This window comes from Pseudomonas sp. MH9.3 (genome assembly GCF_034354675.1).
Classification (GTDB): Bacteria; Pseudomonadota; Gammaproteobacteria; order Pseudomonadales; family Pseudomonadaceae; genus Aquipseudomonas.
Genome location: NZ_CP133785.1, coordinates 1,085,915 through 1,110,920, shown reverse-complemented (window position 1 = coordinate 1,110,920; position 25,006 = coordinate 1,085,915). Strand labels below are relative to the sequence as shown.

Genomic DNA, 25,006 nt, shown 5'->3' with positions numbered 1-25,006 from the left:
AATCGCGCGGCTGAAACATGAAGTTCGGGCAATCAGGTCACAGGGGAGGCGCGCGGACTCAGGCTCGGCCAGCGAATCCTGGGATGCAGCGCAGGCAGCAGCGGATCATCAAGGACACTGTCCGGTGCATAACGCGGCAGAAAATGGCGGTAATGACTGGACGGTAACGCCGCCAGACCGGCATGCCCGCAGCAACAGTCACCGTGCTTCATCTCACCGGACGCAGGCGCCGACTTCAACGGCACGACCAGCTTGTCAAAGCCCGGCGGCAGAGCCTGCGACGAACAGAACCCACCCCACAGCATCAACCCGCTATCCGGCGCCTGCATGGCACGGCTGAGCGGCATGGCCAGCATATTCAGCAGCAAGGCCAGGCAGGCAATCCAGGGACTGATGCGTGAAAACATGGGCATCAAGGCAGTCGACACAAAGGGGCCGCTATTTAGCCGCAGTTAACCGCCCAAGTGAAAGCGCAAGGCATGCGCCATTTCGCCGCAGCCAGAAGCACCGCTCCGTTTTTGATCTGCTTTTGATCTGCTTTTGATCTGCTTTTGACTTTGATCTAAAGCGCCCCGTCAACCACGCTGGCCGCACGCAGGCTTGAATCCGTGGGTAACCCGGCAGGACGCCGGGTTAGCCGCACTGGGCCATGGATGGCCCATTGCGGCGGCCCACGGATTCAAGCCTGCGTGCGGGCACACCGAGCCTGAGCGAGGTGCCGAGTGGTGGGGCAAGAGCCCTTTTGGTTACTTTTGGGGCTCTTTTCCAAAAGTGACCCGCCGTAAGGGCGGAACCGTAATCAGCCGTTACCGCAGCAACGGATAATATATACCCAGTCAGACCGCCATCGGGAGCAAGCCCCCTCCCACATTTGGCCGCATCCCCCAACAACCCCTCAGAGCATCCGACGCAACACATCATTACGCGGATCCTTATCAAAAAACCGATGCTTAAGCGCCCCCAGAACATGCACCACAATCAACCCAAGCAACGTATAGGCACACACCTTGTGCAACCACTGAAACACCACAAACCACTCATCATTCTTCGCCAGCAACTCCGGCAGATTCACCCCGAAAAAAAACACCCCATCGCTCATCGTGTAAGTGCTCGACATCGAGTAACCCATCAACGGCACCACCACGATCAGCACATACATCGCGCGCTGCACCAGCCGTGACAAAAAACGCTCATGGGCCGCCAGCGTCGCTGGCGGTGACGGCAGCACCGGCGTTCGCCAACGCAACACGATCTGCACCAGCACCAGCATGAACGCCAGCACCCCGAAGGATTTGTGCCACGGGTAATACAGCTCATATTTGCTTGCCACTTCATCGGCCAGCCCGGTCATATGCCAGCCCGCCCACAGCAGCCCGGCAATCAGCACCGCGCGCACCCAGTGCAGCATGCGCAAAGAGGTTGGATATCGGTCAATCGTTTCGGTGTTCATCGACATCTCTCCATGGATAAAGGGCTGCGCTCAATGGGGTAGCAACACCGTGATGACCTTCTCTTCGGTATAGGCCAGCGCGCCGCCAAACCCGCCTTCACGGCCGATGCCGCTGGTCTTGACGCCGCCCCAGGGCAGGTTGGCATCCAGCGGACTCCAGCAGTTGATGCCCACCGCACCGGCCTTCACCGCTGCGGCCACGCGATGGGCGCGCACCAGGTCGGCGGTCCACACGGTGGCCGCCAGGCCGTAGGCGGAGTCGTTGGCCAGGGCGACGGCATCCGCTTCGTTGTCGAACGGGATGAGTGTGCCCACCGGGCCAAAGATTTCGTCGCGGGCAATCGCCATGTCATTACGCGCATCGGCAAAAATGGTCGGGCTTACGAACCAGCCCTGTTCCGGGCTCGACACGCCGCCAGCGAGGAGGGTGGCGCCTTCGTCGATGCCCAGCTGGATATAGCGATTGACCCGCTCCCATTGCGCTTTCTTCGCGACCGGCCCCATCTGCACACCGGGCTGACGCGGGTCGCCCACCTTGACCGCGCGCGCTGCCTCGGCAAGCGCCGCAGCGAAACGATCGGCGATGCCGCGCTGCACCAGAATGCGCGACCCGGCCGCACAAATCTGGCCCTGATTGGCGAACAGGCCAAGGCTGCAGCCGCGCAGCGCGTCCTCGAAGGAAGCATCGTCAAACACGATCTGCGGGCTCTTGCCGCCCAGTTCCAGGGCGACATGCTTGAACAGCACCCCGGCGGTGCGCTGGATCTCACGCCCGGCTTCGGGGCTGCCGGTGAAGCTGATCTTGGCGATGTGCGGATGCTCACACAGCGCCCGACCCACCTCATTGCCGTAGCCGGTGACCACATTGATCACCCCGTCCGGAAAGCCCGCTTCCTGCGCCAGCGCCGCCAGGTGCAGGGCCGACTGCGGAGTCTCTTCCGAAGGCTTGATCACCACCGTGCAGCCTGCAGCCAGCAACGCCGCGAGCTTCCACACGGTGATCATCAGCGGCGAATTCCACGGCACAATGGCCCCGACCACACCCACCGGCTCACGCACGGTGTACGACAGGGTTCTGGTGCCGAAATACCCGCCACTGGGAATGGTCCGCCCCTCCAACTGATTGGCCCAACCCGCCGCCGCCCTCAGATTGGCCAGCACATTGGGCAAATCCATCCGCCGCGGCTCCAGCGGCGAACGCCCGATAGCATCGGCGTCCATATCCGCCAGCAACTCACTGTCGCGCTCCACCAGATCAGCCAGCTTCAACAACACCCGAGCGCGCTGCGCCCCATCAAACCGACTCCACTCGCCACGCTCAAGCTGCTCAAACGCCGCGTTCACCGCCCGATCCACATCCTCGACCGTACCCCGCGCAAAACTGCCATACACCTGCTCCGTCACCGGATTGACCAGCTCAACCCGCCCACCCTCCGAAGCCTCAGAGACCACGCCATCAATAAAGTGATTCAAACGCTGACCCATACCAGCCTCCATAAATAATTCGTTTTTGATCTGCTTTTGACTTTGATCTCAAGCGCCCCGTCAACCACGCTGGCCGCACGCAGGCTTGAATCCGTGGGTAACCCGGCAGGACGCCGGGTTAGCCGCGCTGGGCCAGGGATGGCCCATCGCGGCGGCCCACGGATTCAAGCCTGAGTGCGGGCACACCGAGCCTGAGCGAGGTGCCGAGTGGTGGGGCAAGAGCCCTTTGGTTACTTTGGGGCTTTTCCAAAGTGACCCGCCGTAAGGGCGGAACCCATCCAAGCCGTCACCCCAGCACCGGATATGTACCCAGTCAAACCGCTATCGCAGGCAAGCAAGCTCCCACATCTCAAACCCACCTCACTCCTCAAGCGACCCCAGAGCCTCCCGAAACACATCCAAGGCCCTGAAAAACAACCCCCGCGTAATCGTCAACGAAGGCATCACCCGCATCACATTCCCGTACCGCCCACAAGGAATCATCAACACCCCATGGCTCATCAGAAACCCCATCAACGCCCCAATCTTCTGCGGCGCCAGCGGCACCCTGGTCAGCGGATCCTCCACCAACTCAATCCCGATCATCAGCCCACGCCCACGCACCTCACCCACAAACCGGCTGCCAAACCCACGGATATACTCCTGCGCCTCCAGCCCCAGCGTATGCGCACGCCCCAGCAGATCCAGCTCCGGGTCCTGCAGAATCGCGATATTGGTCAGCGCCACCGCCGCCGACAGCGAGTTCGCGGCGAAGGTATTGGGCATCGACCCATCGGGAATCTGCGCCGCCAGATCCGAACGCATGATCAACCCCGCCATCGGCAGGTCGCTGCCGATGCCCTTGCCAAAGGTGAGCATGTCGGGCTTGACCCCCGAGTGCTCCACTGCCCACATCTTGCCGGTGCGCCCCGCGCCGGACTGCACCTCGTCGACGATCAACAGCGTGCCGCTGCGGTCGCACGCCTGGCGCAGAATCTGCAAGAACTCCGGCGACGGCGGCACGTAGCCGCCTTCGCCCTGCACCGGCTCGACGATCACCGCCGCCACGTCATCGGCGGCGGTGTAGGGCGTGTTCAGGAGGTAATCAACGTACTCGCCGGCGATCTGTTCGGCGCTCTTGTGCGTGGTGTCGAACGGGAAGCGATAGGCGTAGGGGTAGGGCGCATGAATCACACCGCCCATCTGCGCGCCGAAGCCCTTGCGGTAGGCGGTGCCGGTGGTGAGCGAGCCCGAGGCGTTCCACACGCCGTGGTAACCGCCGTGGAAGGCGATGATCTGGTGGCGCCCGGTAATGCGCTTGGCGAACTTGATCGCTGCTTCCAGCGCATCGCTGCCGCTCTGGGTGAAGAAGGTGATGCAGTCGCCACGCAAACCGTCCGGCGCAATCTCGGAGAGTTTGGCCGCCAGTTCGGTGCGCCGGGTGCTGTTGATTTCCAGGGCGTGCATCAGCACTTCGGATTGATCGCGGATCGCCTGCACCACTTTGGGGTGGCAACGGCCGACGCTGCTCACGCCGACGCCGGCGGAGAGGTCGATATAGGTGTTGCCGTCCGGGTCCTTGAAGGTGGCGCCAAAAGCACGGTCCATGGCGATCGGCATGCGTCCGCCGCCGCGCGCCATGGACTCGGTGCGCGCCGACAACGCCAGGGCCTCGCAGGTTTTGGGGCCGGGCAGGGCGCTGGAAATGATGCGCGGTGCATCGGAGAAGTGGAGGGCTTCAAGCTGGGCTTCACTCATGATGGGTCTCTGGCAGGTCTATTCAGGTGTACCGATCATCGGCGTGACCTGCCCGGGGCGGGTATCCCGAATCGGCACATCGGCGCGCTGCGCAGCGGTTTTTTGTGAGCCCGAAATAATGTTGAAATATTGCAATATTTGATCTTTGTGAGACTATCTGGCACGAAGCTGGCTTTAAAATAAAAAAATTGCGGAGAATATCGCGCATGATGAGAAATCAAAGCGTCAGCCAGTTTCACGATGTGCACGTGCACGCGGCCAACATTCAGCAGTGGCACCAGGACTACAGCCAGCTCACCGCCGGTTCGGCCGAGAGTTCGCTGATGCAGTTGACCACCACCGGGTGCCACGTTTTCCTCGAGCAGATCAACCAGCGCGTGGTGCAGCACGGCGTGGCGCCACGCAACAAGATGTGCTTTGCGGTGCCGATCAATGTGCCGGGATCGGTGCGGATGCAGGGGCGGGAGGTCGACGACAGCAGCCTGTTCTTCCTGCACGGCGGCGAGGAGTTCATGTTCCATATGCCGATGGGCATGCAATTGCTGTCCATCACCTTCGAGCGCGAGTTGTTCGAGCAGGCGCTGGCGCACACGGCGTCGGCCAGTGACCTCAATCTGTTACTGCGTCAGCCGGTGATCAGGGTTTCCCCCCAGCGCTTCGCCGACGCGCGGCGCCGATTGCTCGCGCTGTTCGCCCAGGCCATGGCCGGCGAGCTGCGCGATTCGCACGCGCGCCTGCTGGAGCAGGCTCTGCTCGACGAGCTGGTGCAACTGATGAGCGATCCGTCCTGCGACAAGCAACAGCGCTCGCCCAGCTCCACGCGCAGTTTTATCGTCGAGAAATGCCATCGCCTGGCGACCACCGGGCAGTTCGACGTGCCCAGCGTCACCGACCTGTGCGAACGCCTGCAGGTGAGCCGGCGCACCGTGCAGAACAGCTTTCGCGCGGTGGCCGAGACCACGCCGCTGAATTATTTGCGGTCCATCAGGCTCAACGGCGTGCGCCGCACCCTGATGTCCACGCCCGCCGCGCAGCTCTCCATTGGCGATGCGGCGGCGCAATGGGGGTTCTACCACCTAAGCCATTTCGCCGCGGAATATCACGCGTTGTTCGCCGAGCTGCCGTCGCACACCTCACGTGCCGCCTCTCATCAAACACAAAATAGCGTGTTGATTTAACACCCAACGTTTCAGACGGCAGCATTCCTGTGGTGAGCGGGCTTGTTGTGGCGAGCGGGCTTGCCCCGCGTTGGGGTGCGAAGCGCCCCCAATCAAGCAAAACGCGGTGTACCTGATACGGCTCAGCGTCTGGCTTTAGGGCTGCTGCGCAGCCCAACGCGGGGCAAGCCCGCTCGCCACAACAAGCCTGCTCGCCACAGGGAATCTGCGCTTAACTGAACGGCATTAGGGCAAGCGCGCTCGCCACAGCCATGCCTCATGGGTACAGCGGTCGCTATACGCGGAACTGGTCCATCAGTTTCATCTGCTGATTGGCCCGGGCGTTGAGTTGGCTGCTGATCTGCGCTGACTCGGCGGCCTGTTCCGTCAGGGTCTCGGTGACGCCGCGAATGGTCGCGACGTTGCGATTGACCTCCTCGGCCACCGCGCTCTGTTCCTCCGCTGCGCTGGCGATCTGCAGGTTCATGTCACTGATCACCGTCACCGCTTCGCTGATCCTGCCCAGGGCCTGCACGGCCTGATGGATCTGCCCGGCGTTGTCCTGGGCCAGCGTCTGGCTGGCATGCATGGTGGTCACCACGCCCCGCGTCCCGCTCTGGATGCGCTCGATCACCAGGCGAATTTCCTCCACCGAGTCCTGGGTACGTTTGGCCAGGTTGCGCACTTCATCGGCCACCACCGCAAACCCACGGCCGCTTTCCCCGGCGCGTGCCGCTTCAATGGCGGCGTTCAGGGCCAGCAGGTTGGTCTGTTCGGCAATGCTGCGGATCACCTCCAGCACCGAGCCGATCTGCTCGCTGTTGACCGCCAGCGCTTCGACCTCGGTGACGGCCTTGCTGACCTCGCTGGCCAGGGCGGTGATGTCGCGGGTGCTGCGTTCGATCAGCGTGATGCCGTCCCTGGACGCCTGGTCAGCCCCGCGTGCCGCCTGGGCCGCGTTCGACGCGCTGTGGGCGACTTCATGGGCGGTGGCGCTCATCTCATTGGACGCGGTCGCCAACTGGTCGATCTCGCGAAACTGCACCTGCATGCCTTCGCTGGTTTGCCGCGCGATGTCGGAAGACTGGTCGGCGGTGCCGCGCGCGTCGGTGATGCTTTGCTTGATCTGCGCGATGGTCGGTTGCAGTTTGTCGAGGAAGCGGTTGAACCAACTCACCAGTTCGCCCAGTTCGTCTTTCTTGCGGTAATTCAGGCGCTGGGTCAGGTCGCCGTCGCCGCTGGCGATGGCCTTGAGCATCTGCGCGACGCTGTTGATCGGGCGCGTCACACCGGAGGCGGTGAGCCAGATCAGCAGCAGGCCCAGTAGCCCGGCGCCGATGGCCACCAGCGACGCGATGAGGGTGTCGCGGGTCTGCGTCTGGTCGAGCAACGCCTGCAGCGCCACCGAGTCGGCCAGCAACACCTGTTTGGGCAGGTCGATGACCACGCCCCACGGCGCGGCGTCCGGGATCGGCGCGACCGGGTACACCGCGCGGATCAAGTCATCCTGGGCCAGCACCTGCGGTTGTTTTTGCGCCAATGCCGCGAGCAGCGCCTTGCCCGCATCGCCCAGGGCGGCGGTGACTGGTTTGCCGATCTGGCCGGCGTCCTTGCTATAGGCGGCGAGCACGCCGCTGTCGGAGACAATCAGCATGCTGCCCGCACCGTTGAACAGCGTGCGCTGGGCCTCGCCGGCGGCCGCTTGCAGCGCGCCGAGGGCAAGGTCCACGCCGAGGGTGCCGATGACCTTGCCGTCGGCCATCAACGGCATCGACAGAGTAGTCATCAGTTGCACCTGGCCGGCCTGGGTGTCGGCGTAGGGCGCCATCAGGCAGGTGCGCCGCGTGTCGCGGGGGCAGGTGTACCAACTGTTATAGGGGGCGCCACTGATGCTCAGCTCGGTTTTCTGCAGGTCGGTTTCGGGAATCAGGATGTTTACCGCCGGGCCGGCACCGCGGTTCCAGGCGCTGGCGAAGCGTCCGGTTTCGTTGGAGGCGCGCGCGGCGTCGTTGACGAACTCGCTGTCCTCGCCCCCCAGCGCATTCGGCTCGAACACCAGCCACAGCCCCAGCACCTGGGGGTTGTGCTCGAAGGTGGTGTTGAGGCTGCGGTTCAGCTCCTCACGCAAGGCTGCGGCCGGCAACCCGCGCTGCATCGCCATGCTGCGCAAATGGGTCGTCTGGTCGGCGAGGCCGGTGATCAGCAGCAGGCTGTTGCCGAAGGCCCGCTGCAGGTTGCTTGCCTGCTCGGCGGCCTTGGCCTGCAGCAGGTTTTCACCGCTGTCGGTCAGCATCCTGCCGCTGGAGGTGCTGATCAAGCGGTTGTTCTGGCTGCTCTGGTAGAGGTTCATGCCGACGATCAGGCCGATCACGCCCAGCAGGCACAGGCCGGACAGCAGGATGATTTTCATGCGGATGGAGAGCGCGTCGAGCATGGGATGATCTCGCAAGTGAACAGCGTGCCAGTGGGTTATCAGTTGGCCTGGGCCACTGACTTCTTATTGGGTATGTCATTACATCGGCCGATTCAGCGCCGACTGAACCTGACCAGCAGCGCTGCCACCAGCAACAGGGCCGTCAGCACCGCCAGCACGGCAATAAAACCGGCATCGAACGCTGCGCGTGCCAGCCCCGTCAGCAGCGCAGCGTCGTCGCTCGGCAGTGTTGCGGCGACCAGCAGGGCATCGTCCAGGCTCTCGAACGTCGACGGGTTCAGGCCGAGCCTGGGTGGAATCGTCAGGCTCGTCGACCAGGCATATATCGCCGACAGCAGGCTGCCCGCCAGTGTCACCCCGGCTGCACCGCCCAGTTCAAACGAGACTTCCTCGATGGACGCAGCCATGCCGGCCTGGTCGCTGGGCACGCTGAGCATGATGGTGCTGGACGCCGCCGTCAGGGCCGCGCCCATGGCCATGCCCAACAGCGCGAGACTGGCAATCTGCAGCGGTACTGCCGCGTTGCACAGCAACAGATACGCCAGCATCGCGGCGGCCGACAGCAGCAGGGTCCAGAACAGCATGCGCCGGCTGCCCAGGCGCGACAGGTAGTAGCTGGCCAGCGGCCCGGCAACGAAGGAACCCAGCGGCAACGGCAGGATGAACAGCGCCGACGCAAGCGGCGACATGCCCAGCACCAATTGCAGGCGCTGGCTGAACACCAGTTCCATGCCGATAAACGCCAGGGCTGAGGCGAGCGCTGCAATCACCGCATTTCTGAACAGCGGCTCGGCGAACAGTGACAGCTCAAGTATCGGCTGCGCGGCACGGCGCTGGCGCCGGATGAACATCGCGAGGAACAACGCACCCAGCAGTATCGCCACCAGCATGGCGGCGAAGGAGGGCGAGCGTTTGCCCAGCTCCTTGACGGCATAGGCGATGCTGATCAAACCGACCATGACCTGCAGCGAGCCCCGCCAGTCCCAGTGGCGCCGGGGATTGCCCGGATGCTCGGGAATCAGCGTCACCCCGAGCAGTAAGGCCACCAGCACAATCGGCACGTTGATCAGAAACACCGAGCCCCACCAGAAGTGTTCCAGCAGCAGGCCGCCGACCACCGGCCCCAGCGCCGCGCCACCGGAGGCCACTGATGCCCAGATGCCAAACGCCATGGCCTGTTCGCGTTCGTCGTTGAACGTCAAGCGGATCAGCGCCAGGGTGGCAGGCATCATCATGGCCGCGCCGACCGCCAGAAAACCCCGGGCGCCGATCAACACGTTGGCCGATGGCGAGAAGGCCGCAATCAGCGAGAACACCCCGAACACGCTCAGCCCGCCGATAAACAGGCGTTTGTGCCCCAGGCGATCGCCCAGCGTGCCCATGCCCAGCAGCAGGCCGGCGGCGATCAGTGCGTAGATATTGATGATCCACAGCTTCTGCGAGGCGCTCGCGCCGAGCTCGCGGGTCAGGGTGGGCAGCGCGGTGTATAACACCGTCATGTCGATGACGATCAGCAGCAACGCGCTGGAAATAATCGCCAGGATCAACCAGCGACGCTTAGACGACATGGGCCGGGCTCGATAATTGAATGGCTGACATGAGTCACTCCAGGTTCAGGCAGGCAAAGGGGGGCTGACCCTAGCATGCGTGGCGTCGAACCCGCACCGCTATCCCGAATCGGCGGGGAGTGCCGTGGCATTGACCTGTTTTGGGGCGCGGCCCGCGATGTTACCGATTTGGGATAGCGAGGTGTTCACAGGCGGGCATAGCATCGAAACCAGCGTGCAACCTCAACAATAAAAGCGCTACCCGGCACCGATTGCGCCTGGATCGGGGCCACCCCACAGCGACTGCCTCATACAATAAGGTCAACAACATGAGCGTATCTCTACCGGTCAACAGTTCCACGGAGCTCAAGCGTGGCGCCCTGGGTGTCGGCTTTATCATTTTCTTCGTGATTTCGGCGGCAAGCCCGCTCAGCGTCATCGCCGGTGGCTTTCCCATCGGCATCATGCTGGGCAACGGTGCCGGCACCCCGGCCTTGCTGATCCTGGCATTGCTGGTGCTGTTGGCGTTTTCGGTGGGTTACACCACCATGTCGCGCCACGTCACCAACGCCGGCGGTTTCTATGCGTTCACCTCCCGTGGCCTGGGTGGCCTGGCCGGCGGCTCGGCGGCGGTGCTGGCGATGTTTGCCTACAACATTCTGCAGATCGCGCTGTATGGCATGTTCGGCGGCGTGGTCAGCGGCACCATGGAGAGTGTCGCGGGGGTGGTGCTGCCCTGGTGGTCCTATTCGCTGATGGCGATGGCCAGCATTGCGTTTCTCGGCTATCGCAAGATCGACCTGTCGGCCAAGGTGCTGTCGCTGGTGGTGGTCGCCGAGTACCTGGCAATCCTCATCCTCGATTTCGCCATTCTGAAGACTGGCGGTGACAGCGGTGTCAATCTCGACTCGTTCACCCCTCAGCACTTCACCAGCGGTACGCCGTCCATCGGCCTGCTGTTCTGCTTCGCCGCCTTCATCGGCTTCGAGGCCACCACCATCTACGGCGAAGAAGCCAAAGATCCCAAGCGCACCATCCCGATTGCCACCTACTGTTCGGTGCTGCTGATCGGCGCGTTCTACACGCTGTCGGTGTGGTCGATGATAGTGGGCGTGGGCGCCGACAAGATCGTGCCGCTGCTGCAAGCCATGCAGGACCCGACCACCCTGATCTACGGCATGTCCGACCACTTTGTCGGCCCGCACCTGACCCAGGTCATCCGTGTGCTGTTCATCGTCAGCATCTATGCCGGGCTGCTGGCGTTCCATAATGCGGCGGCGCGCTATTTCTACGCCATCGGCCGTGACGGCCTGCTGCACAGCCTGTTGGGCACCACCCACCGCGTGCACCAGAGCCCGCACATGGGCTCGGCCTTGCAGAGCCTGATCGCCGCCGTGGTGGTGCTGATCTTTGCCGCAATGGACGCCGATCCGATCCTGCAACTGTTCGCCTGGTTCTCCAACCTGGCGACCCTGTGCGTGATCCTGCTGATGGCGATCACCTCGGTGGCCATCTGCGTGTATTTCCATCGGCATCCGGAGCTCAAGGTCAATGTGCTGCGCGGGCGCATTTTGCCGGTGTTTTCGTGCGTGGCTTTGCTCTGCGTGCTGGTGCTGGCGGTGGCGCATTTCGATGTGCTCACCGGTGCCAGCCAGCTCCTGTCCTACAGCCTGTGTGCGGTGATTCCCGCTGCGCTGCTGGGCGGCCTTTACCTCGCCGCGCGCCTGCGCAAGGTAGCACCGCAGCGCTTCCTGGCCTTGGGCAGCCACAAGCTCTAAGGCCTCGCTCGCGCCATCCCCACTGTGAATTGATCGCCTGCCGGTGTCCGGCAGGGGTCATCTGCGTTAAAGGAAATTGCACATGCACGCTTACAAGATGCTCATCAACGGTGTTCAGGTTGCCGGTGAAAACGGTCAGTTCGACGTGATCAATCCGGCCACCGGCAGCGCCTTCGCGCAATGCCCGGCCGGCTCGCTGGGCCAACTGGACGCGGCGGTGGCCGCCGCCCAGGCCGCGTTCAAGACCTGGCGCCACAGCGCCCATGAACGGCGTTGCGAGCATCTGAACGCGATTGCCAATGACATCGAACAGGACGCCGACGCACTCGCCCGGCTGATCGTGATGGAGCAGGGCAAACCGCTGGAACTGGCGTTTTCCGAGGTCATGGGCGCCGCTGCCTGGACGCGCTATGCCGCCGGGCAGGAAATCGCCGTGGAACTGGTGGAAGAGACCCCGACCCAGCGCGTCGAACTGCACCGCAAGCCGCTGGGCGTGGTGGCGTCGATCACGCCGTGGAACTGGCCGTTCATGATTGCCGTGTGGCACATCATGCCGGCGCTGCGCGCGGGCAACTGCGTGATCAGCAAGCCGTCGAGCCTGACGCCGTTGAGCACCCTGCGCCTGGTGGAGATCATCGCGCGGCACGTGCCCCATGGCGTGATCAACTGCGTGACCGGCGAGCAGGGGTTTGGCAGCGCGATCACCGCGCACCCGGGCATCCAGAAGATCGTGTTCACCGGTTCCACCGCCACCGGCCAGAGCGTGATGCGCGGCGCCGCCGCCAACCTCAAGCGCCTGACCCTGGAGCTGGGCGGCAACGACGCGGCAATCGTATTGCCCGGCACGCCCGTGCACGAGGTGGCCGAAGAGATCTTCCAGGCCGCCTTCCTCAACATGGGCCAGACCTGCGCCGCGCTCAAGCGCCTGTACGTTCACCAGTCCCAGTACCAGGCGTTTGCCGAGGCGCTGACGCAGATTGCCGAGCGCCAGGTGGTCGGTGATGGCCTGGAGCCGGGCGTTAATTTCGGCCCGGTGCAGAACCTCGATCAATTGGAGTTGGTGCAGGCGCTGGTCGCCGATGCGCGCGCCCAGGGTGCACGGGTGTTGTGCGGCGGCGCACGGCTGGACCGGCCAGGGTTCTTTTACCCGCCGACGCTGGTCGCGGACGTCACCGACGGCCATCGTCTGGTGGACGAAGAGCAGTTTGGCCCGGTATTGCCGCTGATCGCTTATGAGGATGTGGAAGACGTACTGCGCCGCGCCAATGCCGGCGACATGGGCCTTGGAGGCTCGGTCTGGGGGCCGGACAGCGAGCAGGCGCAGGCCCTGGCCAGCCGCTTGGAAAGCGGCGTGGCGTGGGTCAACTGCCATGCGCGTATCCAGCCGAACACGCCGTTCGGCGGCAGCAAGATGTCCGGCTTCGGCGTCGAATTCGGCCTTGAGGGACTGCTGGAATTCACCGGCCAGCAATTGTTGTTCGTCAATAAACGCGCTGCTGAATAACCCCAAGGAGCTTCGACCATGCGTCATTCATCCGCTTCATTTCTCTGCGGCACGCTCGCCTGTGGCTTGACGCTCTGCGCCATCAGCCAGGCCCAGGCCTATGAGCTGTACAGCGACGACAGCCGGCACCTGAATGCCGACATGACCGCCGTGTTCGGCCTGTTCAACAGCCGCAAGAACTACGACGGCAGGCCGGGTGGTTCGAGCTGGCGCGAAGGCTATATCAAATACGGCCTGAGCGGCGACCAGACGCTGGCGGGCAACGGCACCGTCTACGGCGCCTTCGCGCTGGTCAGCTCGGCGACCTGGGGCGAGGGCGATCCGGCCGGCAATACCTTGGGCTCCGAGCGCACCACCAAGATCGAAGATGCTAACCTGGGTTGGCGCTCCGGCGATCTGTTCCCGGCCCTGGGCAAGGACGGCGTGGACCTTTCCGGCGGGCGCCAGGTGGTCAAGCTCGGCAGTGGTTTTCTGGTCAACGACGACGGGCCCAACCTGGGCAAGGGCCCGGCCAATGGCAGCATGAACCGTGGCGGTGCGTATTATCTGGCCGCGCGGCATGCCTTCGATCAGACCGCGTTGCTGCGCCTGGGCGGCAAGGATGGCCTGCATGGCAGCCTGCTGTGGCTCAAGTCCGACAACCGCGCCCAGGCAGAAACCGAAGTGGCCGCCGGCACCCTTGATTACACCGCCAAACCCGGCACCCTGGGCCTGACCTGGGTGCACGGCATCGATGTGAACGAGCGCTGGGCCACTGATCTGCAGCGCCAGCGCAAGGGCATGAACGTGTACAGCGTGCGCGGCGAAGGCGATGCCGGCCTGCCCAACGTCAGCCTGGCGTTCGAATACGCCTGGCAGGACAAGGACAGCGGCCCCGAAAAAGCCTGGTACGGCGAAGCCGGCTACACCTTTGCCGACGTCGCCTGGACGCCGAAGGTCAGCTACCGCTACACACGCTACTCGCAGAAATGGGATTCGCTGTTCACCGGCGTGAGCGGCGGCTACGGCACCTGGCTGCAGGGGGAAGTCGCCGGCAACTACACGGGGCCGTTCAACAGCAACACCAGCATCCAGCATGTGGCGCTCAAGGCCACGCCCCTGGAAAACCTGACTCTGGGCGCGCTGTACTTCGACTTCGACACCGTACGCAAAAGCAACGCGCTGAACCTCGATGCGCGCGAGCTGGATGTGTATGCCGAATGGGCCGTCAACCCGCACCTGATCATCACGCCGCTGATCGGCTTCTATAAGCCCAAGCAGGACGCCACTACCGGCGGCAATCAGGTCGGGGGCAACGGCACCAACGTTTACAGCCAGCTGACCGTCGCCGTGCCGTTCTGACGACTCTGACTCAGGCGTCCGCCGTGCCTGACGGCGACGGGTTGCGCAGGTTGTCGGCAATGCGCCGTGTGGTGTCCATCACCATTTCAATCACGGTTTCCTGGCGCAGCAGCTTGAAGCTCTGGGTGCTGCCCACGGCCGACAAGCTGCCGATCACTTCGTCGATATCCGGCTGGATGATCGGCGCGGCGATGCCGGTCAGGCCCAGGTTGAGTTCATCGTGGGTCATGCAGTAGCCGTCCTTGCGGATCTTTTTCGTGGCCTTGGCAAAGCTCGCCCAGTCGTAGGGGCTGTCCGGGTCGCCAGCCAGGTGGTCTTCGAACAGGCGTTGCAGGCGGCGGCCTTTCTGGAAGGCGATCAGCACCTTGGATTGCGCACCGCGAAAAAACGGCAGCGGGTGCCCACGGCCGAAGGAGAAGTGGTAGGTGTCGGTGGGTTCGGCAATGTAGGTATTGATGATGCGTCCGTCGTAGAAAACGCTGGCGAACACGGCCAGGCCGGTCTGCGCCGACAGTTCGTGCATCAGTTCGCGCCCCGCCAGGAGGATGGGGTCGTACTGGCGCATCATCCAGTCCAGCTCGATCACGCGCGGCCCCAGGCCGTAGTGGCCGGCGTCCACGCGGGTCAGCAGGCCGGCCTCGCACAACTCCTTGACGTAGCGATACGCGGTGGCGCGCGACAGGCCCATGCGCTCGGCAATCGTCTCCGGGTCGATCTTCAACGTCGCCGGACCGAACAGGTCCAGCACACTCAGCAATTTACTCAGGCTGCTCATTTCGTTCCTAGAGAAGGGATGGCTCGCGGGTAAGCACTATAGGCGAAAACACCAGGGATCCAAGGTGGGAAATCCCACGGTGCACTCCCACAGATAGCTGAAGGGGTTATTATTGCATAAATCTCAAATTAAGAGATAAAAAGTAAAAAATGCTTGTTAGGTGTGTTTTTGTGTGTGATAAATCTCACCAAAGAAAACGCTCAACCGAGAGGGCAGACAATGAATGGCGCGCAACTGATAGTGAATGCGGCAGCGGCAAGCGGTATCGAGTACTGCTTTGCCAACCCGGGCACCACCGAGATTCCGCTGGTGGCGGCCATGGCCAGTGCACCTGCCCTGAAGCCTGTGCTGTCGCTGTTCGAAGGGGTGTGCACCGGTGCCGCCGATGGCTATGGCCGCATCGCCGGCAAACCGGCGATGACCCTCACGCACCTGGGCCCGGGCTTTGCCAACGGCATTGCCAACCTGCACAACGCACGGCGCGCCAATACGCCCATCGTCAACGTGATCGGTGACCACGCGTCCTGGCACGTCAATTACGATCCGCCGCTGGCCAGCGACATCCAGGCCCTCGCCGGCACGGTGTCCAGCTGGGTGCGCACCTCGCGCACCGCCTCCGGTGTCGGTGAAGACCTGCAGGAAGCCATGCGCGCTGCCTGGCAAGCCAAGGGCCAGATCGCCAGCCTGATCCTGCCGATGGATCTGCAATCCAATCCAGTCACCCATCACGGCCAGTTCAGCCCGCTGCGTGCGCCAGTGCGACGCTTTGCCGGCGACCGCATCGAAGCGGTGGCCCAGGCCCTGCGCGATGGCCAGCGGCTGGTGTTTATCGTCGGCGACCAGGGCCTGTCGGTGGCCGGCCTGGAAGCGGCGGGGCGCCTGGCGCAACTGCCCGGCGTGCGGCTGTTCGCCGAAACCTTCCCGCGCCTGAGCTATCGCGGCGGCGGCTTGCCCGACCTGGACCGCCTGCCGTACTTCCCGGAAGTGGCCATCGAGATTCTCGAGCAATACGACAAGGTGGTGTGCGCCGGTGTGCTGGAGCCCATCAGTTACTTTGGCTACGAAGGCATTCCGTCGCGGCTGGCCGAGCGCGAACGCCTGCTGTCGCTGGCCGAGGTCGGTGATGACGTGGCCGGTGCACTGACTGCACTGGCCGACGCGCTGAATGCACCGGCCTATGTCCCCACGCCGCAGCACATCGAGCTGCCGCCGGGCGAAGCGGCATTGAGCGCGCAATCGGTCGGGCAACTGCTGGCTGCCGCGCTGCCCCACGACTGCATTGTCTCGGTGGAAGGCGGCACCTGCGGCTATCCGTTTTTCACCGCCTCAGCCGGCGCTGCCCGCCACCGCGTGTTGACCAATACCGGCGGCGCCATCGGCCAGGGCATTCCGGTGGGGTTCGGCGCTGCACTGGCCGAGCGCGGCAACCGGGTGTTCTGCCTGCAATCGGACGGCAGCGCCCAGTACACCATCCAGACCCTGTGGAGCATCGCCCGCGAGCAACTGCCGGTGGTGATCCTGATCGCTGCCAACCATCGCTACGCGATCCTGCAGAACGAACTGCGCCGCTTCGGCATGACCGAACTCGACCCGCAGGCACTCAAGCTGACCGTGCTCGACAGCCCGCGCATTGACTGGAAGGCCCTGGCCACCGGCTACGGCGTGCCGTCCTGCACCGTGCACACCAATGCCGAACTGCAACGGGCGCTGGCCAACGCCGCCGCCGACGCCGGGCCTTGCCTGATCGAAATGGCGCTGTGAAGGAGCCGACCATGAACACGTTCCACTTGTTACCCGCCGTGCAGACGTTCCTCGCCCAGCCCGGTCGCCTGTTCATCGGCGGCAGCTGGCAGGACGCCGCCAGCGGTCGTCGCTTTGCCGTGGAAAACCCGGCCACCGAGCAGACCCTCACCGAAGTCGCCCAAGGCGATGAACGTGATGTGAACGCGGCGGTCGCGGCCGCCCGCGCCGCCTTTACCGGCACCTGGGCCTTGCAGTCACCCGCGCGGCGCGGCCTGTTGCTGTCGCACCTGGCCGACCTGCTGGACCAGCACCGCGAGGAACTGGCGCAGCTGATCACCCTGGAAAACGGCAAGCCCATCGCCAACGCGCGGGGCGAAGCGGCCAGCGCGGCGAACATCATTCGCTACTTCGCCGGCTGGCCGACCAAGATCGAAGGCAGCACGCTGCCCGTTTCGCCGGCCAGTGGCGCGCCGATGCTCAATTACACCCTGCGCGAGCCGGTGGGCGTGTGTGCACTGATCGTGCCGTGGAACTTCCCGCTGACCATGTGCGTATGGAAGCTCGGCCCGGCGCTGGCCACCGGCTGTGTAGCGATACTCAAACCTGCCGAGCAGACGCCGCTGGTGGCGATCCGTCTGGTGCAGTTGATCGAGGCCGCAGGCTTTCCGGCGGGGGTGGTCAACCTGATCACCGGCCTGGGTGCCGACACCGGCGCGCCGCTGGCGCAGCACCCGGACGTGGACAAGATCGCCTTCACCGGCTCCACCCAGGTCGGTCGGCTGATCGCCCAGGCGGCCACCGGCAACATGAAGAAGGTTTCGCTGGAACTGGGCGGCAAGTCGCCGAACATCATCCTGCCCGACGCCGACATCGTGCGCGCCGCCAAGGGTGCCGCCGATGGCATTTTCTACAACCAGGGCCAGGTGTGCACCGCCGGTTCACGCCTGTATGTGCACGCCAGCGTGCTCGACCAGGTGCTTGAAGAACTGCAGCGCCATGCCGCCGCCCATGTGCTCGGCAACGGCCTGGACCCGGCCAGCACCATGGGCCCGCTGGTGTCCGGTCGGCAGTTGAACACGGTCAAGGGCTACCTGCAGCGCGGCCAGGAAGAGGGCGCCGAGCTGATCTGCGGCGGCGGTCGTCCCGCTCACCTTGAGCGCGGCCACTTCATTGAGCCGAGCATCTTCCTTGACCGCGCCGAGCGGGCCTGCGTGGCCCGCGAAGAAATCTTCGGCCCGGTGCTGACGGTGATGAGTTGGAGCGAGATCGACGAGCTGGTGCTGCGCGCCAACGATTCGCCCTATGGCCTCGCCGCCGGCCTGTGGACCCGCGACCTGCGCTCGGCGCACCGCGTAGCCGCGCAGCTCAAGGCCGGCTCGGTGTGGATCAATTGCTGGAACGTGGTCGATCCGGCCTCGCCGTTCGGCGGCTACAAGCAATCCGGCTGGGGCCGGGAAATGGGCAAGAACGTGATCGACGCCTACACCGAGACCAAAAGCGTCTTTGTCGATCTGGCCTGAAACGAATAATCACAAGAGGAAATGGCAATGGATCTGGAATTGAAAGGCCGCGTGGCAATCGTCACCGGCGGCGGCATGGGCATCGGCAAGGAAGTCGCGCGGTTTCTTTCCGAGGAAGGCTGCAAGGTGGTGATCTGCGCGCGGCGCATGGAGTTCCTGGAACAGGCCGCCGCAGAAATCACCGCGCAGACCGGCAACGAAGTACTGCCGCTGTACTGCGACACCAACCAGATGTCGGCGGTGTCGGACATGGTCGAAGCGGCGCACAAGCACTTCGGCCGTATCGACATTCTCGTCAACGGCGCGGCGGCGCCCTCCGGCGTGGTGCGCAATGACATCGAGCACGCCGGCGACGACGAGCTGCTGTCGGACCTCAACACCAAGGTGATCGGCTACTTCCGCTGCGCCAAGGCGGTGACCCCGCACATGAAGGCCGGCGGCTTCGGACGCATCATCAATATCGGCGGCCTCACCGGACGCAGCAGCAAGGTGCTGTCGGGCATGCGCAACCTGGCCATCGCGCACATGACCAAGACCCTGTCCGACCAGTTGGGCGCCTTCGGCATCACGGTCAACCTGATCCATCCGGGCGTGGTGGACACTCCGCACATCCACGAGCTGTACGAGCGCGAAGGGATCAAGCAGGGCAAGACCCCGGAGCAGGTCGAGCAAGGCTACATCGACGCGACGCCGATTCGCCGCACCCTGGCCCCGATTGAAATGGGCTGGCTGATCGGCTTCCTGGCGTCTCCCAAGGCAGGCGCGGTGACCGGTGAATCCATCGGCATCGACGGCGGCCTGACCCGTGGCATCTTCATCTGAGGAGCAAATGCGATGAGTAACGGCACCCTTTTAGTCGCCACCGTCGGCCAGGCGGTGATCCGCAGCGCCGACGATGGCAAGACCTGGCACCGCCTGGGCCTGGGGCAGGACCTGGAATTTGATGCGATCACCCGCTCGTTGAGCGTGCACCCCGGCACGCCCGAGGTGATCTACGCCGGCACCGACATCGGCTTGTGCGTCAGCCATGACACCGGCGGGCGCTGGCAGCAGGTCGACTCACCGTTCAATGGCCAGACCGTGTGGAAGGTGGCGGTGGACCCGCAGGACGCCCAGCGGATTTTTGTCGGCACCGGTGCGCCCTCGCGCGCCGTGCTGTGGCGCACCCTGGACGGCGGCGCGAGCTGGGACCGCGCACCGGTGGAAATTCCGGAATTCTGCGACGGCGTCAGTCGCCCGCGCCTGCTGGCCTTCGCCTATGACCCCACCGACCGCAACCAGGTGTGGTTCGGCCTGGAGGAGGGTGGCCTGTTCCACTCCCGCGACGGCGGCGACAGCTGGACCCGTATCGATGACCGCCTGCTGTGGGACTTCAACTCGGACATCCACAACATCGTGGTACTGCCCAACCATGGCCACAAGGTCATCGTGGTGGTGTGCGTCAACGCGGTGTACCGCAGCGTCGATGAAGGCCTGACCTGGACCGGCATCGTCGGCCGCGAAGCCTTCGGCCTGTACTACCTGCGCGCCATGAACGCGCCGCCGGGCAGCGAGGACACGCTGTACCTGAGCATTTCCGACGGTACGCCGGGCACCACCAGCAAGGTCCTGATCTCCCGCGATGCCGCCGTCAGCTGGGAAGTATTGCCGCTGCCGCAGCAGCCCAATTCCTGCGTCTGGGCGATTGCCTTCAACCCGGCCAACCCGCGCCAGATCGTCGCCGGCACCAAGTACGGGCACTTGTTCACGTCCGACAACGGCGGTGACGGCTGGCAGAAGCACTGGCGCGAGTTCAGCGAGATCGCCGATGTGCTGTGGACGCCTGCCGTGGCGCAGATCAAGGCCGGGCATCAATCCATCGTCAAGAAGAACTGAGGTAACCGGTGATGAAAGTCAAAATCCTTCGGACCCACTTATCGCTATTTGTGAGTGATCCTGATGTGTCGGCACGGTGGTACGCCGACATCCTGGGCATGCACGAAAGTGCCCGGGGCGAAAGCTGGGTCATGATGGCGTTTGGCACCAAGCATCACGACATCGCCTTGATTCGTGCAGAGCCTGGCGCCCATCAGGGCGGGCTGGGCCTGCAACACTACGGATTGGAAATCGACGGTGACATGACCACCTTGCGCCAGCTCTACGGCATGTTGCTGGAGAAGGGGGTGGAGGTGGTGAAAATTACCGATCATGAAATCGGCAACGGTCTGTATTTCAACGACCCCGATGACAATCGCATGGAATTCTTTCTCGAGACCGAGCATGACGATGCGTGCGGCAAGGCCCGCTTCAAGGCCGCCGGTGCGCCGAGTCGCAATATCACGCTTGACCCCCTTGACCCGATTTGAACCGAGGTTCACCTGATGAAAACCGCAAATTTCGCCAGCTACCACATTCGCAAATGGTACAGCTTCGTCGAAGAAACCCTGGCCAATGAAACCGGCCAACTGGCCGATGGCGAGCCGGTGTTCAAATACGCCGTGGCCGCCGTGATCGCCAACCCCTATGCTGGCCGCTACAGCGAAGACCTTTCGCAATTGATCGAACCGTCGCCGCTGCTGGGTGAAGAGTTCGGCCGGCGCATCCTGGCACTTGCCGGTTCGCGCCGGATTGAAAGCTATGGCAAGGCTATCCTGGTGGGCAGCGCCGGCGAGTACGAGCACGGCAACGCGTTTCTGACCAACCCGGCGGCCGACCCGATTCGTGTGGCGCTGGGCGGCGGCAAGTCGTGGGTGCCGTCCACCGGCAAGCGCGGTGGCCCGGGTTCGACCATCGACGTGCCGCTGGCGCACAAGGACGCGCTGTACGTGCGTTCGCACTACGACAGTTTTTCCATAACGTTCGGCGACGGACCTTCGCCGGATGAGCTGGTGGTGATCTGGGCCTTCGCCACCCGTGGGCGTCTGCATGCACGGCTGGGCGGCCTGCGCGCCGAAGACGTCAAGGGCCTTGACGGGCTGCACTGATAACGGCGCAGGCGTGAGCGCTGGCGGACCCCAACCACAACAAGAACAGCGGTGAATAGCGATGAAGCAGGAGAAGACCCAGGTGGTCATCGTCGGCGGTGGCCCCAACGGGATCACGGCGGCGCATTACATGGGGGTGTACGGCATCGACTGCGTGGTCCTCGAACTGGCCGACGGCATCCTGCCGTATCCCCGCGCCGTGGGCATGGACGACGAAGCGTTGCGCGTGTTGCAGGGTATCGGCATGGCCGACCTGGCGGTGCGCGACATGATCTGCGACGTGCCGCTGCGCTATTACAACGCGCGCGGCGTGTGCTTTGCCGAGGTCAAGCCGAGTACCGCGCATTACGGCTGGCCGATGCGCAACATCTTCATGCAGCAGTTGCTCGAAGGCACCCTGCGTGAACACCTGGGCCGGCACGCCGGCGTCGAGCTGCGCCAGGGCCACGAACTGCTCAAGCTGGCCCAGGACGGGGAGGGCGTGACCCTGCAGGTGCGCGGTGCCGACGGCGACGTTTATGCGTTGCATGCCGACTACGTGATCGGTGCCGACGGCGGGCGCTCCACGGTGCGCAAACAACTGGGCATCGAGCTGCTCGGGCTGACCCACCCGCGCAAATGGGTGGTGGTCGACACCGCCAACGATACCCTCGATGCGCCGTTCACCGCACTGCATGCCGACCCGCAGCGGCCCTTCGTGTGCATCTACCTGCCTTACCAGCAGCGACGCTGGGAATTCATGCTGATGGAGGGCGAGGACGAGGCGAAGATGTGCGAAGAGGCGACCATTCGCCGGCTGATCCACGGGCACATCGGCGATGCGGTCAACGACCTCGATATCATCCGTATTCGCGCCTACACCCACCACTCGCGGGTCGCGGCGCGCTTTGTCGAAGGCCGTGTGGCGCTGGTCGGCGATGCGGCGCATATCTCCCCGCCCTGGGCCGGGCAGGGCCTCAACTCCGGCCTGCGCGACGTGGCCAATGTGGCGTGGAAACTCGCGGCGATCATCCAGGGCCGCGCGGCACCGTCTATCCTTGGCAGTTACGATCAGGAGCGCCGTGGCCACGCGACCGAACTGGTGGCTCTGGCCGACAACATGGGCGCCGTCCTCGGCTTGACCAACCCGCTGATGGCCGGGGTGCGCGACTGGCTGTTCCAGGCGGTCAACAGCGTCGACAACCTGCGTTCGCATTTGCTGGAGTTCAAGTTCAAACCCAAGGCCACCATCACCAAAGGCCTGGTCCACCACGAGCGCGCCGAGTTGCGCGAGGACGACCTGGTCGGCCAGTTGTTTATCCAGCCGTCCATCGAAGATGCCCAGGGCCAGCGCCGACGCCTCGACGAAATGCTCGGCGATGGCTATGCAGTGCTCGGGTATCGGGTGAACCCGGGTGAGCACTTGAGCGCTGCCATGGCCGAGTATTGGGCCGGGTGGGGCACGCGTTTCATTCAGGTCAATCGTTCGCGCAGCGGTGTGGGACGCAACCAGCCGTTGACCGCCAGCGACGCCCTGAGTGTGGAGGACGTGGATAACCGCCTGGGTGAATGGTTCTCCAGGGTGCGTGATTGCATCGTGGTGGTGCGTCCGGACCGTTTTGTCGCCGCCATCACTACGCCTGAGCGACTCGACGGCGTACTGCGCAAACTGGCGGAGCAACTGTCATGAGCGGCGTTAACGCTGTGCTCGCGCACTTGCAGCAGGCTGCGCACGCTGTGCAGGCCATTGCGCCGTTGCCGGCCGAGGCGCTCGACAAGCAGCAAGGCTACACGCTGCTGCGCCAGGGCCTGGCACAACGCACGGCAGGCGGCGAGCGCTTGAGCGGCTGGAAAGTGGCGTTTGCCGGCCGCGCCGCGCAGGCGCGCTTTGGTCTCGATGAGCCGGTGTACGGCGCGCTTACCCAGGCCATGGCGGTGGCGCCGGGCAGTGCGGTGGCGTGCGGGCGGCTGATCCAGCCCAAGCTGGAAGTGGAACTGGCCCTGGTGTTCGGGCAGACGCTGGCGCCGGGTGACTACAGCGACGCGCAGATTCTGGCGGCGATTGCCGAGGTGGCGCCAGCGTTCGAGATCGCCGACTGCCGCTGGCAAGGCTGGCAGTTCGGGCTTGGCGCATTTCTGGCCGATAACGCCGCCGCAGGCCGTTACTGTGTGGGCGCGCGCGTGCCGTTCGACGCGACGCGGCATGCCTGCGTGGCCTATCGGCTGGAGCACGGGGGCATCTTGCTGGGCAGCGGCGACACCCAGGCGCGGGAGGACAGCCCGTTGTTCAACCTGTGCTGGCTGGTGCGACGCCTGTTGGCTGATGGTCATCCGGTGGAGGCCGGGCAGGTGGTGTTGTCCGGTGCGTTGCTGGCGCCGCTGGCGATAGAACCGGGAGCGTATCGTTTGCACATGCTTGGCACGGAACTGGCTTTGGATTTCCACGCCGGCATCGCGCCTGCGCCAACGTCCGCTGCCGTCACGGACGACTGAACCCCGCTTCAGGCCGCCGAGGAATGACACTTATGCTTGCCGAAGTGCGCACCTTCAATGACTCCCAACAGCACGCCGGCTCTATCCAGGGCTGGCAGCAGGTCTACGACCAGCTCGGCCGCGGCTGCCTAAACAGCGAGCTGCGCCAGCTGTCCGGGGATCGTTTTCAGATTTTCCAGGAGGTGCTCGACAAGCGCGTCGTGCAGCATGGCCGCTCGCCCAAGGGCCGCCTGTGCGCGGCGATGTCGCTGGGCAGCCCGCCGGTGGTGCAGGGCCAACAGGTGAGCGCACAGAGTGTGGTGCTGCTGCGCGATGCCGAGGAGTTCGTGCTGCATGCGCCCCAGGGCACGCATTTTTTTCGCTCAACGTCGATGCGGTGCGCTTTGCCAAACTGGCGGCGTTCGAGTTGTCCGCCGAGCAGCTCAAGCGTCTGACCAGCGTGTCGGCGCTCAGCGTGGATGAAGCGTTACTGCTGCGCATTCGTCAGCGCATCCACCCACTGTTTCGTCACTTTCTGGAACATGCGCACGCCATCAGCCCGGCCTCGGAGAAGATGCTGGAAGATGAACTGCTCGGGGCGTTTCTCGATCTGTTCAGCCACGCCGGCGATGAAGTGCGCGGCCGCCGCGGCAATTTCGCGGTCAGCGCGTACCTGGTCCGGCGCAGCCAGGAGCTGATCATCGCCAGCGGCGATACGCCGTTGAGCATCCTGGATCTGTGCGAGCAACTGCGCGTGAGCCGCCGCACCCTGCAGAACAGTTTCCAGGCGGTGACCGACATGCGCCCGGTCGAGTACCTGCGCAACCTGCGCCTCAACGCAGTACGTCGGCAGTTGATCGCGACGTCGGCGAGCGAGAAGAACGTCGGCGAGATTGCCGTGGCCATGGGCTTTTTCCACCTGAGCCACTTCGCAACGCATTACCGCGAGCTGTTTGGCGAGTCGCCCTCCGAAACGCGCCGGGCCTCGAACTGAAGTGTTGCCCGGCCATCGGTACAGATCCGATGCACTACAGTCCAAGTGTGGGAGGGGGCTTGCTCCCGATAGCAGTGTGTCAGCCCAAGAAGTCTCAACTGACCCGCCGCCATCGGGAGCAAGCCCC

At 64.2% G+C, this 25,006-nt stretch carries 19 protein-coding genes and 1 pseudogene; 13 read left to right on the top strand and 7 right to left on the bottom strand.

Annotated elements, in window-relative coordinates:
* Positions 1-32: 32 nt before the first annotated feature.
* The 4 genes from RHM60_RS04440 to RHM60_RS04425 all read right to left on the bottom strand — a co-directional run bounded on the left by RHM60_RS04440 (position 33) and on the right by RHM60_RS04425 (position 4,672).
* Positions 33-413 carry a DUF2946 family protein gene (locus RHM60_RS04440; protein ID WP_322213747.1) on the bottom strand — a complete coding sequence of 127 codons (381 nt, stop codon included), beginning with the start codon at positions 411-413 and terminating at the stop codon, positions 33-35.
* 482 nt (positions 414-895) lie between these two features.
* Positions 896-1,450, bottom strand: a complete 555-nt coding sequence (locus RHM60_RS04435) for a cytochrome b (protein WP_322213746.1) — start codon at positions 1,448-1,450, stop codon at positions 896-898.
* 30 nt (positions 1,451-1,480) lie between these two features.
* Positions 1,481-2,935 carry an aldehyde dehydrogenase family protein gene (locus tag RHM60_RS04430; RefSeq protein WP_322213745.1) on the bottom strand — a complete coding sequence of 485 codons (1,455 nt, stop codon included), beginning with the start codon at positions 2,933-2,935 and terminating at the stop codon, positions 1,481-1,483.
* Between the two features lie 360 nt (positions 2,936-3,295).
* Positions 3,296-4,672, bottom strand: coding sequence for an aspartate aminotransferase family protein (locus RHM60_RS04425; protein WP_322213744.1), 1,377 nt, complete (start codon positions 4,670-4,672; stop codon positions 3,296-3,298).
* Between the two features lie 209 nt (positions 4,673-4,881).
* Here RHM60_RS04425 and RHM60_RS04420 point away from each other — a divergent pair, with 209 nt between their 5' ends.
* Positions 4,882-5,850 (top strand): helix-turn-helix domain-containing protein, encoded by a 969-nt coding sequence (locus RHM60_RS04420; RefSeq protein ID WP_209990378.1) that lies wholly within the window; start codon positions 4,882-4,884, stop codon positions 5,848-5,850.
* A gap of 274 nt (positions 5,851-6,124) precedes the next feature.
* Here the strand turns inward: RHM60_RS04420 and RHM60_RS04415 are convergent, their stop codons facing one another.
* Positions 6,125-8,263 carry a methyl-accepting chemotaxis protein gene (locus RHM60_RS04415; protein ID WP_322213743.1) on the bottom strand — a complete coding sequence of 713 codons (2,139 nt, stop codon included), beginning with the start codon at positions 8,261-8,263 and terminating at the stop codon, positions 6,125-6,127.
* A gap of 92 nt (positions 8,264-8,355) precedes the next feature.
* On the bottom strand, positions 8,356-9,831 hold the full coding sequence (locus RHM60_RS04410; RefSeq protein WP_322213742.1) for an MFS transporter: 1,476 nt from the start codon (positions 9,829-9,831) through the stop codon (positions 8,356-8,358).
* A 308-nt stretch (positions 9,832-10,139) separates the two neighbouring features.
* Here RHM60_RS04410 and RHM60_RS04405 point away from each other — a divergent pair, with 308 nt between their 5' ends.
* From RHM60_RS04405 to RHM60_RS04395, 3 genes are all read left to right on the top strand, one after another.
* Positions 10,140-11,588 carry an APC family permease gene (locus tag RHM60_RS04405; RefSeq protein WP_057008849.1) on the top strand — a complete coding sequence of 483 codons (1,449 nt, stop codon included), beginning with the start codon at positions 10,140-10,142 and terminating at the stop codon, positions 11,586-11,588.
* 82 nt (positions 11,589-11,670) lie between these two features.
* On the top strand, positions 11,671-13,092 hold the full coding sequence (locus tag RHM60_RS04400) for an aldehyde dehydrogenase family protein (protein WP_322213740.1): 1,422 nt from the start codon (positions 11,671-11,673) through the stop codon (positions 13,090-13,092).
* 18 nt (positions 13,093-13,110) lie between these two features.
* On the top strand, positions 13,111-14,433 hold the full coding sequence (locus RHM60_RS04395; protein ID WP_322213739.1) for a hypothetical protein: 1,323 nt from the start codon (positions 13,111-13,113) through the stop codon (positions 14,431-14,433).
* Between the two features lie 10 nt (positions 14,434-14,443).
* Here RHM60_RS04395 and RHM60_RS04390 read toward each other — a convergent pair whose 3' ends face one another.
* Complete coding sequence (locus tag RHM60_RS04390; RefSeq protein WP_322213738.1) at positions 14,444-15,208, bottom strand: IclR family transcriptional regulator; 765 nt, start codon at positions 15,206-15,208, stop codon at positions 14,444-14,446.
* A gap of 219 nt (positions 15,209-15,427) precedes the next feature.
* On the opposite strand from RHM60_RS04390, the gene RHM60_RS04385 reads away from it, so the two are divergent.
* The 9 genes and pseudogenes from RHM60_RS04385 (at position 15,428) to RHM60_RS04345 (ending at position 24,879) form a co-directional block, all read left to right on the top strand.
* Positions 15,428-16,969: an acetolactate synthase large subunit gene (locus tag RHM60_RS04385; protein ID WP_209982386.1), complete on the top strand. Its 1,542-nt coding sequence runs from the start codon at positions 15,428-15,430 to the stop codon at positions 16,967-16,969.
* 11 nt (positions 16,970-16,980) lie between these two features.
* A complete protein-coding gene (locus RHM60_RS04380; protein ID WP_322213737.1) occupies positions 16,981-18,471 on the top strand; it encodes an aldehyde dehydrogenase family protein in 1,491 nt (496 codons plus the stop codon).
* Positions 18,472-18,498: 27 nt separating this feature from the next.
* Complete coding sequence (locus RHM60_RS04375; protein WP_209982381.1) at positions 18,499-19,293, top strand: SDR family NAD(P)-dependent oxidoreductase; 795 nt, start codon at positions 18,499-18,501, stop codon at positions 19,291-19,293.
* 12 nt (positions 19,294-19,305) lie between these two features.
* Complete coding sequence (locus RHM60_RS04370) at positions 19,306-20,346, top strand: VPS10 domain-containing protein (protein ID WP_209982379.1); 1,041 nt, start codon at positions 19,306-19,308, stop codon at positions 20,344-20,346.
* Between the two features lie 11 nt (positions 20,347-20,357).
* Positions 20,358-20,816: a VOC family protein gene (locus RHM60_RS04365; RefSeq protein WP_057008841.1), complete on the top strand. Its 459-nt coding sequence runs from the start codon at positions 20,358-20,360 to the stop codon at positions 20,814-20,816.
* Positions 20,817-20,831: 15 nt separating this feature from the next.
* Positions 20,832-21,434: an amino acid synthesis family protein gene (locus RHM60_RS04360; protein ID WP_209982377.1), complete on the top strand. Its 603-nt coding sequence runs from the start codon at positions 20,832-20,834 to the stop codon at positions 21,432-21,434.
* A gap of 61 nt (positions 21,435-21,495) precedes the next feature.
* Positions 21,496-23,103 (top strand): bifunctional 3-(3-hydroxy-phenyl)propionate/3-hydroxycinnamic acid hydroxylase, encoded by a 1,608-nt coding sequence (locus RHM60_RS04355; protein ID WP_322213735.1) that lies wholly within the window; start codon positions 21,496-21,498, stop codon positions 23,101-23,103.
* Positions 23,100-23,906 carry a 2-keto-4-pentenoate hydratase gene (locus tag RHM60_RS04350; protein WP_322213734.1) on the top strand — a complete coding sequence of 269 codons (807 nt, stop codon included), beginning with the start codon at positions 23,100-23,102 and terminating at the stop codon, positions 23,904-23,906. Before RHM60_RS04355 ends, RHM60_RS04350 begins: the two co-directional genes overlap by 4 nt.
* Positions 23,907-23,938: 32 nt before the next feature.
* A pseudogene (locus RHM60_RS04345) lies at positions 23,939-24,879 on the top strand (helix-turn-helix domain-containing protein).
* Positions 24,880-25,006 lie beyond the last annotated feature (127 nt).

Coding starts and splice junctions, on each gene's coding strand:
- RHM60_RS04440 (WP_322213747.1), bottom strand. CDS start 413: ATGCCCATGTTTTCACGCATCAGTCCCTGGATTGCCTGCCTGGCCTTG.
- RHM60_RS04435 (WP_322213746.1), bottom strand. CDS start 1,450: ATGAACACCGAAACGATTGACCGATATCCAACCTCTTTGCGCATGCTG.
- RHM60_RS04430 (WP_322213745.1), bottom strand. CDS start 2,935: ATGGGTCAGCGTTTGAATCACTTTATTGATGGCGTGGTCTCTGAGGCT.
- RHM60_RS04425 (WP_322213744.1), bottom strand. CDS start 4,672: ATGAGTGAAGCCCAGCTTGAAGCCCTCCACTTCTCCGATGCACCGCGC.
- RHM60_RS04420 (WP_209990378.1), top strand. CDS start 4,882: ATGAGAAATCAAAGCGTCAGCCAGTTTCACGATGTGCACGTGCACGCG.
- RHM60_RS04415 (WP_322213743.1), bottom strand. CDS start 8,263: ATGCTCGACGCGCTCTCCATCCGCATGAAAATCATCCTGCTGTCCGGC.
- RHM60_RS04410 (WP_322213742.1), bottom strand. CDS start 9,831: ATGTCGTCTAAGCGTCGCTGGTTGATCCTGGCGATTATTTCCAGCGCG.
- RHM60_RS04405 (WP_057008849.1), top strand. CDS start 10,140: ATGAGCGTATCTCTACCGGTCAACAGTTCCACGGAGCTCAAGCGTGGC.
- RHM60_RS04400 (WP_322213740.1), top strand. CDS start 11,671: ATGCACGCTTACAAGATGCTCATCAACGGTGTTCAGGTTGCCGGTGAA.
- RHM60_RS04395 (WP_322213739.1), top strand. CDS start 13,111: ATGCGTCATTCATCCGCTTCATTTCTCTGCGGCACGCTCGCCTGTGGC.
- RHM60_RS04390 (WP_322213738.1), bottom strand. CDS start 15,208: ATGAGCAGCCTGAGTAAATTGCTGAGTGTGCTGGACCTGTTCGGTCCG.
- RHM60_RS04385 (WP_209982386.1), top strand. CDS start 15,428: ATGAATGGCGCGCAACTGATAGTGAATGCGGCAGCGGCAAGCGGTATC.
- RHM60_RS04380 (WP_322213737.1), top strand. CDS start 16,981: ATGAACACGTTCCACTTGTTACCCGCCGTGCAGACGTTCCTCGCCCAG.
- RHM60_RS04375 (WP_209982381.1), top strand. CDS start 18,499: ATGGATCTGGAATTGAAAGGCCGCGTGGCAATCGTCACCGGCGGCGGC.
- RHM60_RS04370 (WP_209982379.1), top strand. CDS start 19,306: ATGAGTAACGGCACCCTTTTAGTCGCCACCGTCGGCCAGGCGGTGATC.
- RHM60_RS04365 (WP_057008841.1), top strand. CDS start 20,358: ATGAAAGTCAAAATCCTTCGGACCCACTTATCGCTATTTGTGAGTGAT.
- RHM60_RS04360 (WP_209982377.1), top strand. CDS start 20,832: ATGAAAACCGCAAATTTCGCCAGCTACCACATTCGCAAATGGTACAGC.
- RHM60_RS04355 (WP_322213735.1), top strand. CDS start 21,496: ATGAAGCAGGAGAAGACCCAGGTGGTCATCGTCGGCGGTGGCCCCAAC.
- RHM60_RS04350 (WP_322213734.1), top strand. CDS start 23,100: ATGAGCGGCGTTAACGCTGTGCTCGCGCACTTGCAGCAGGCTGCGCAC.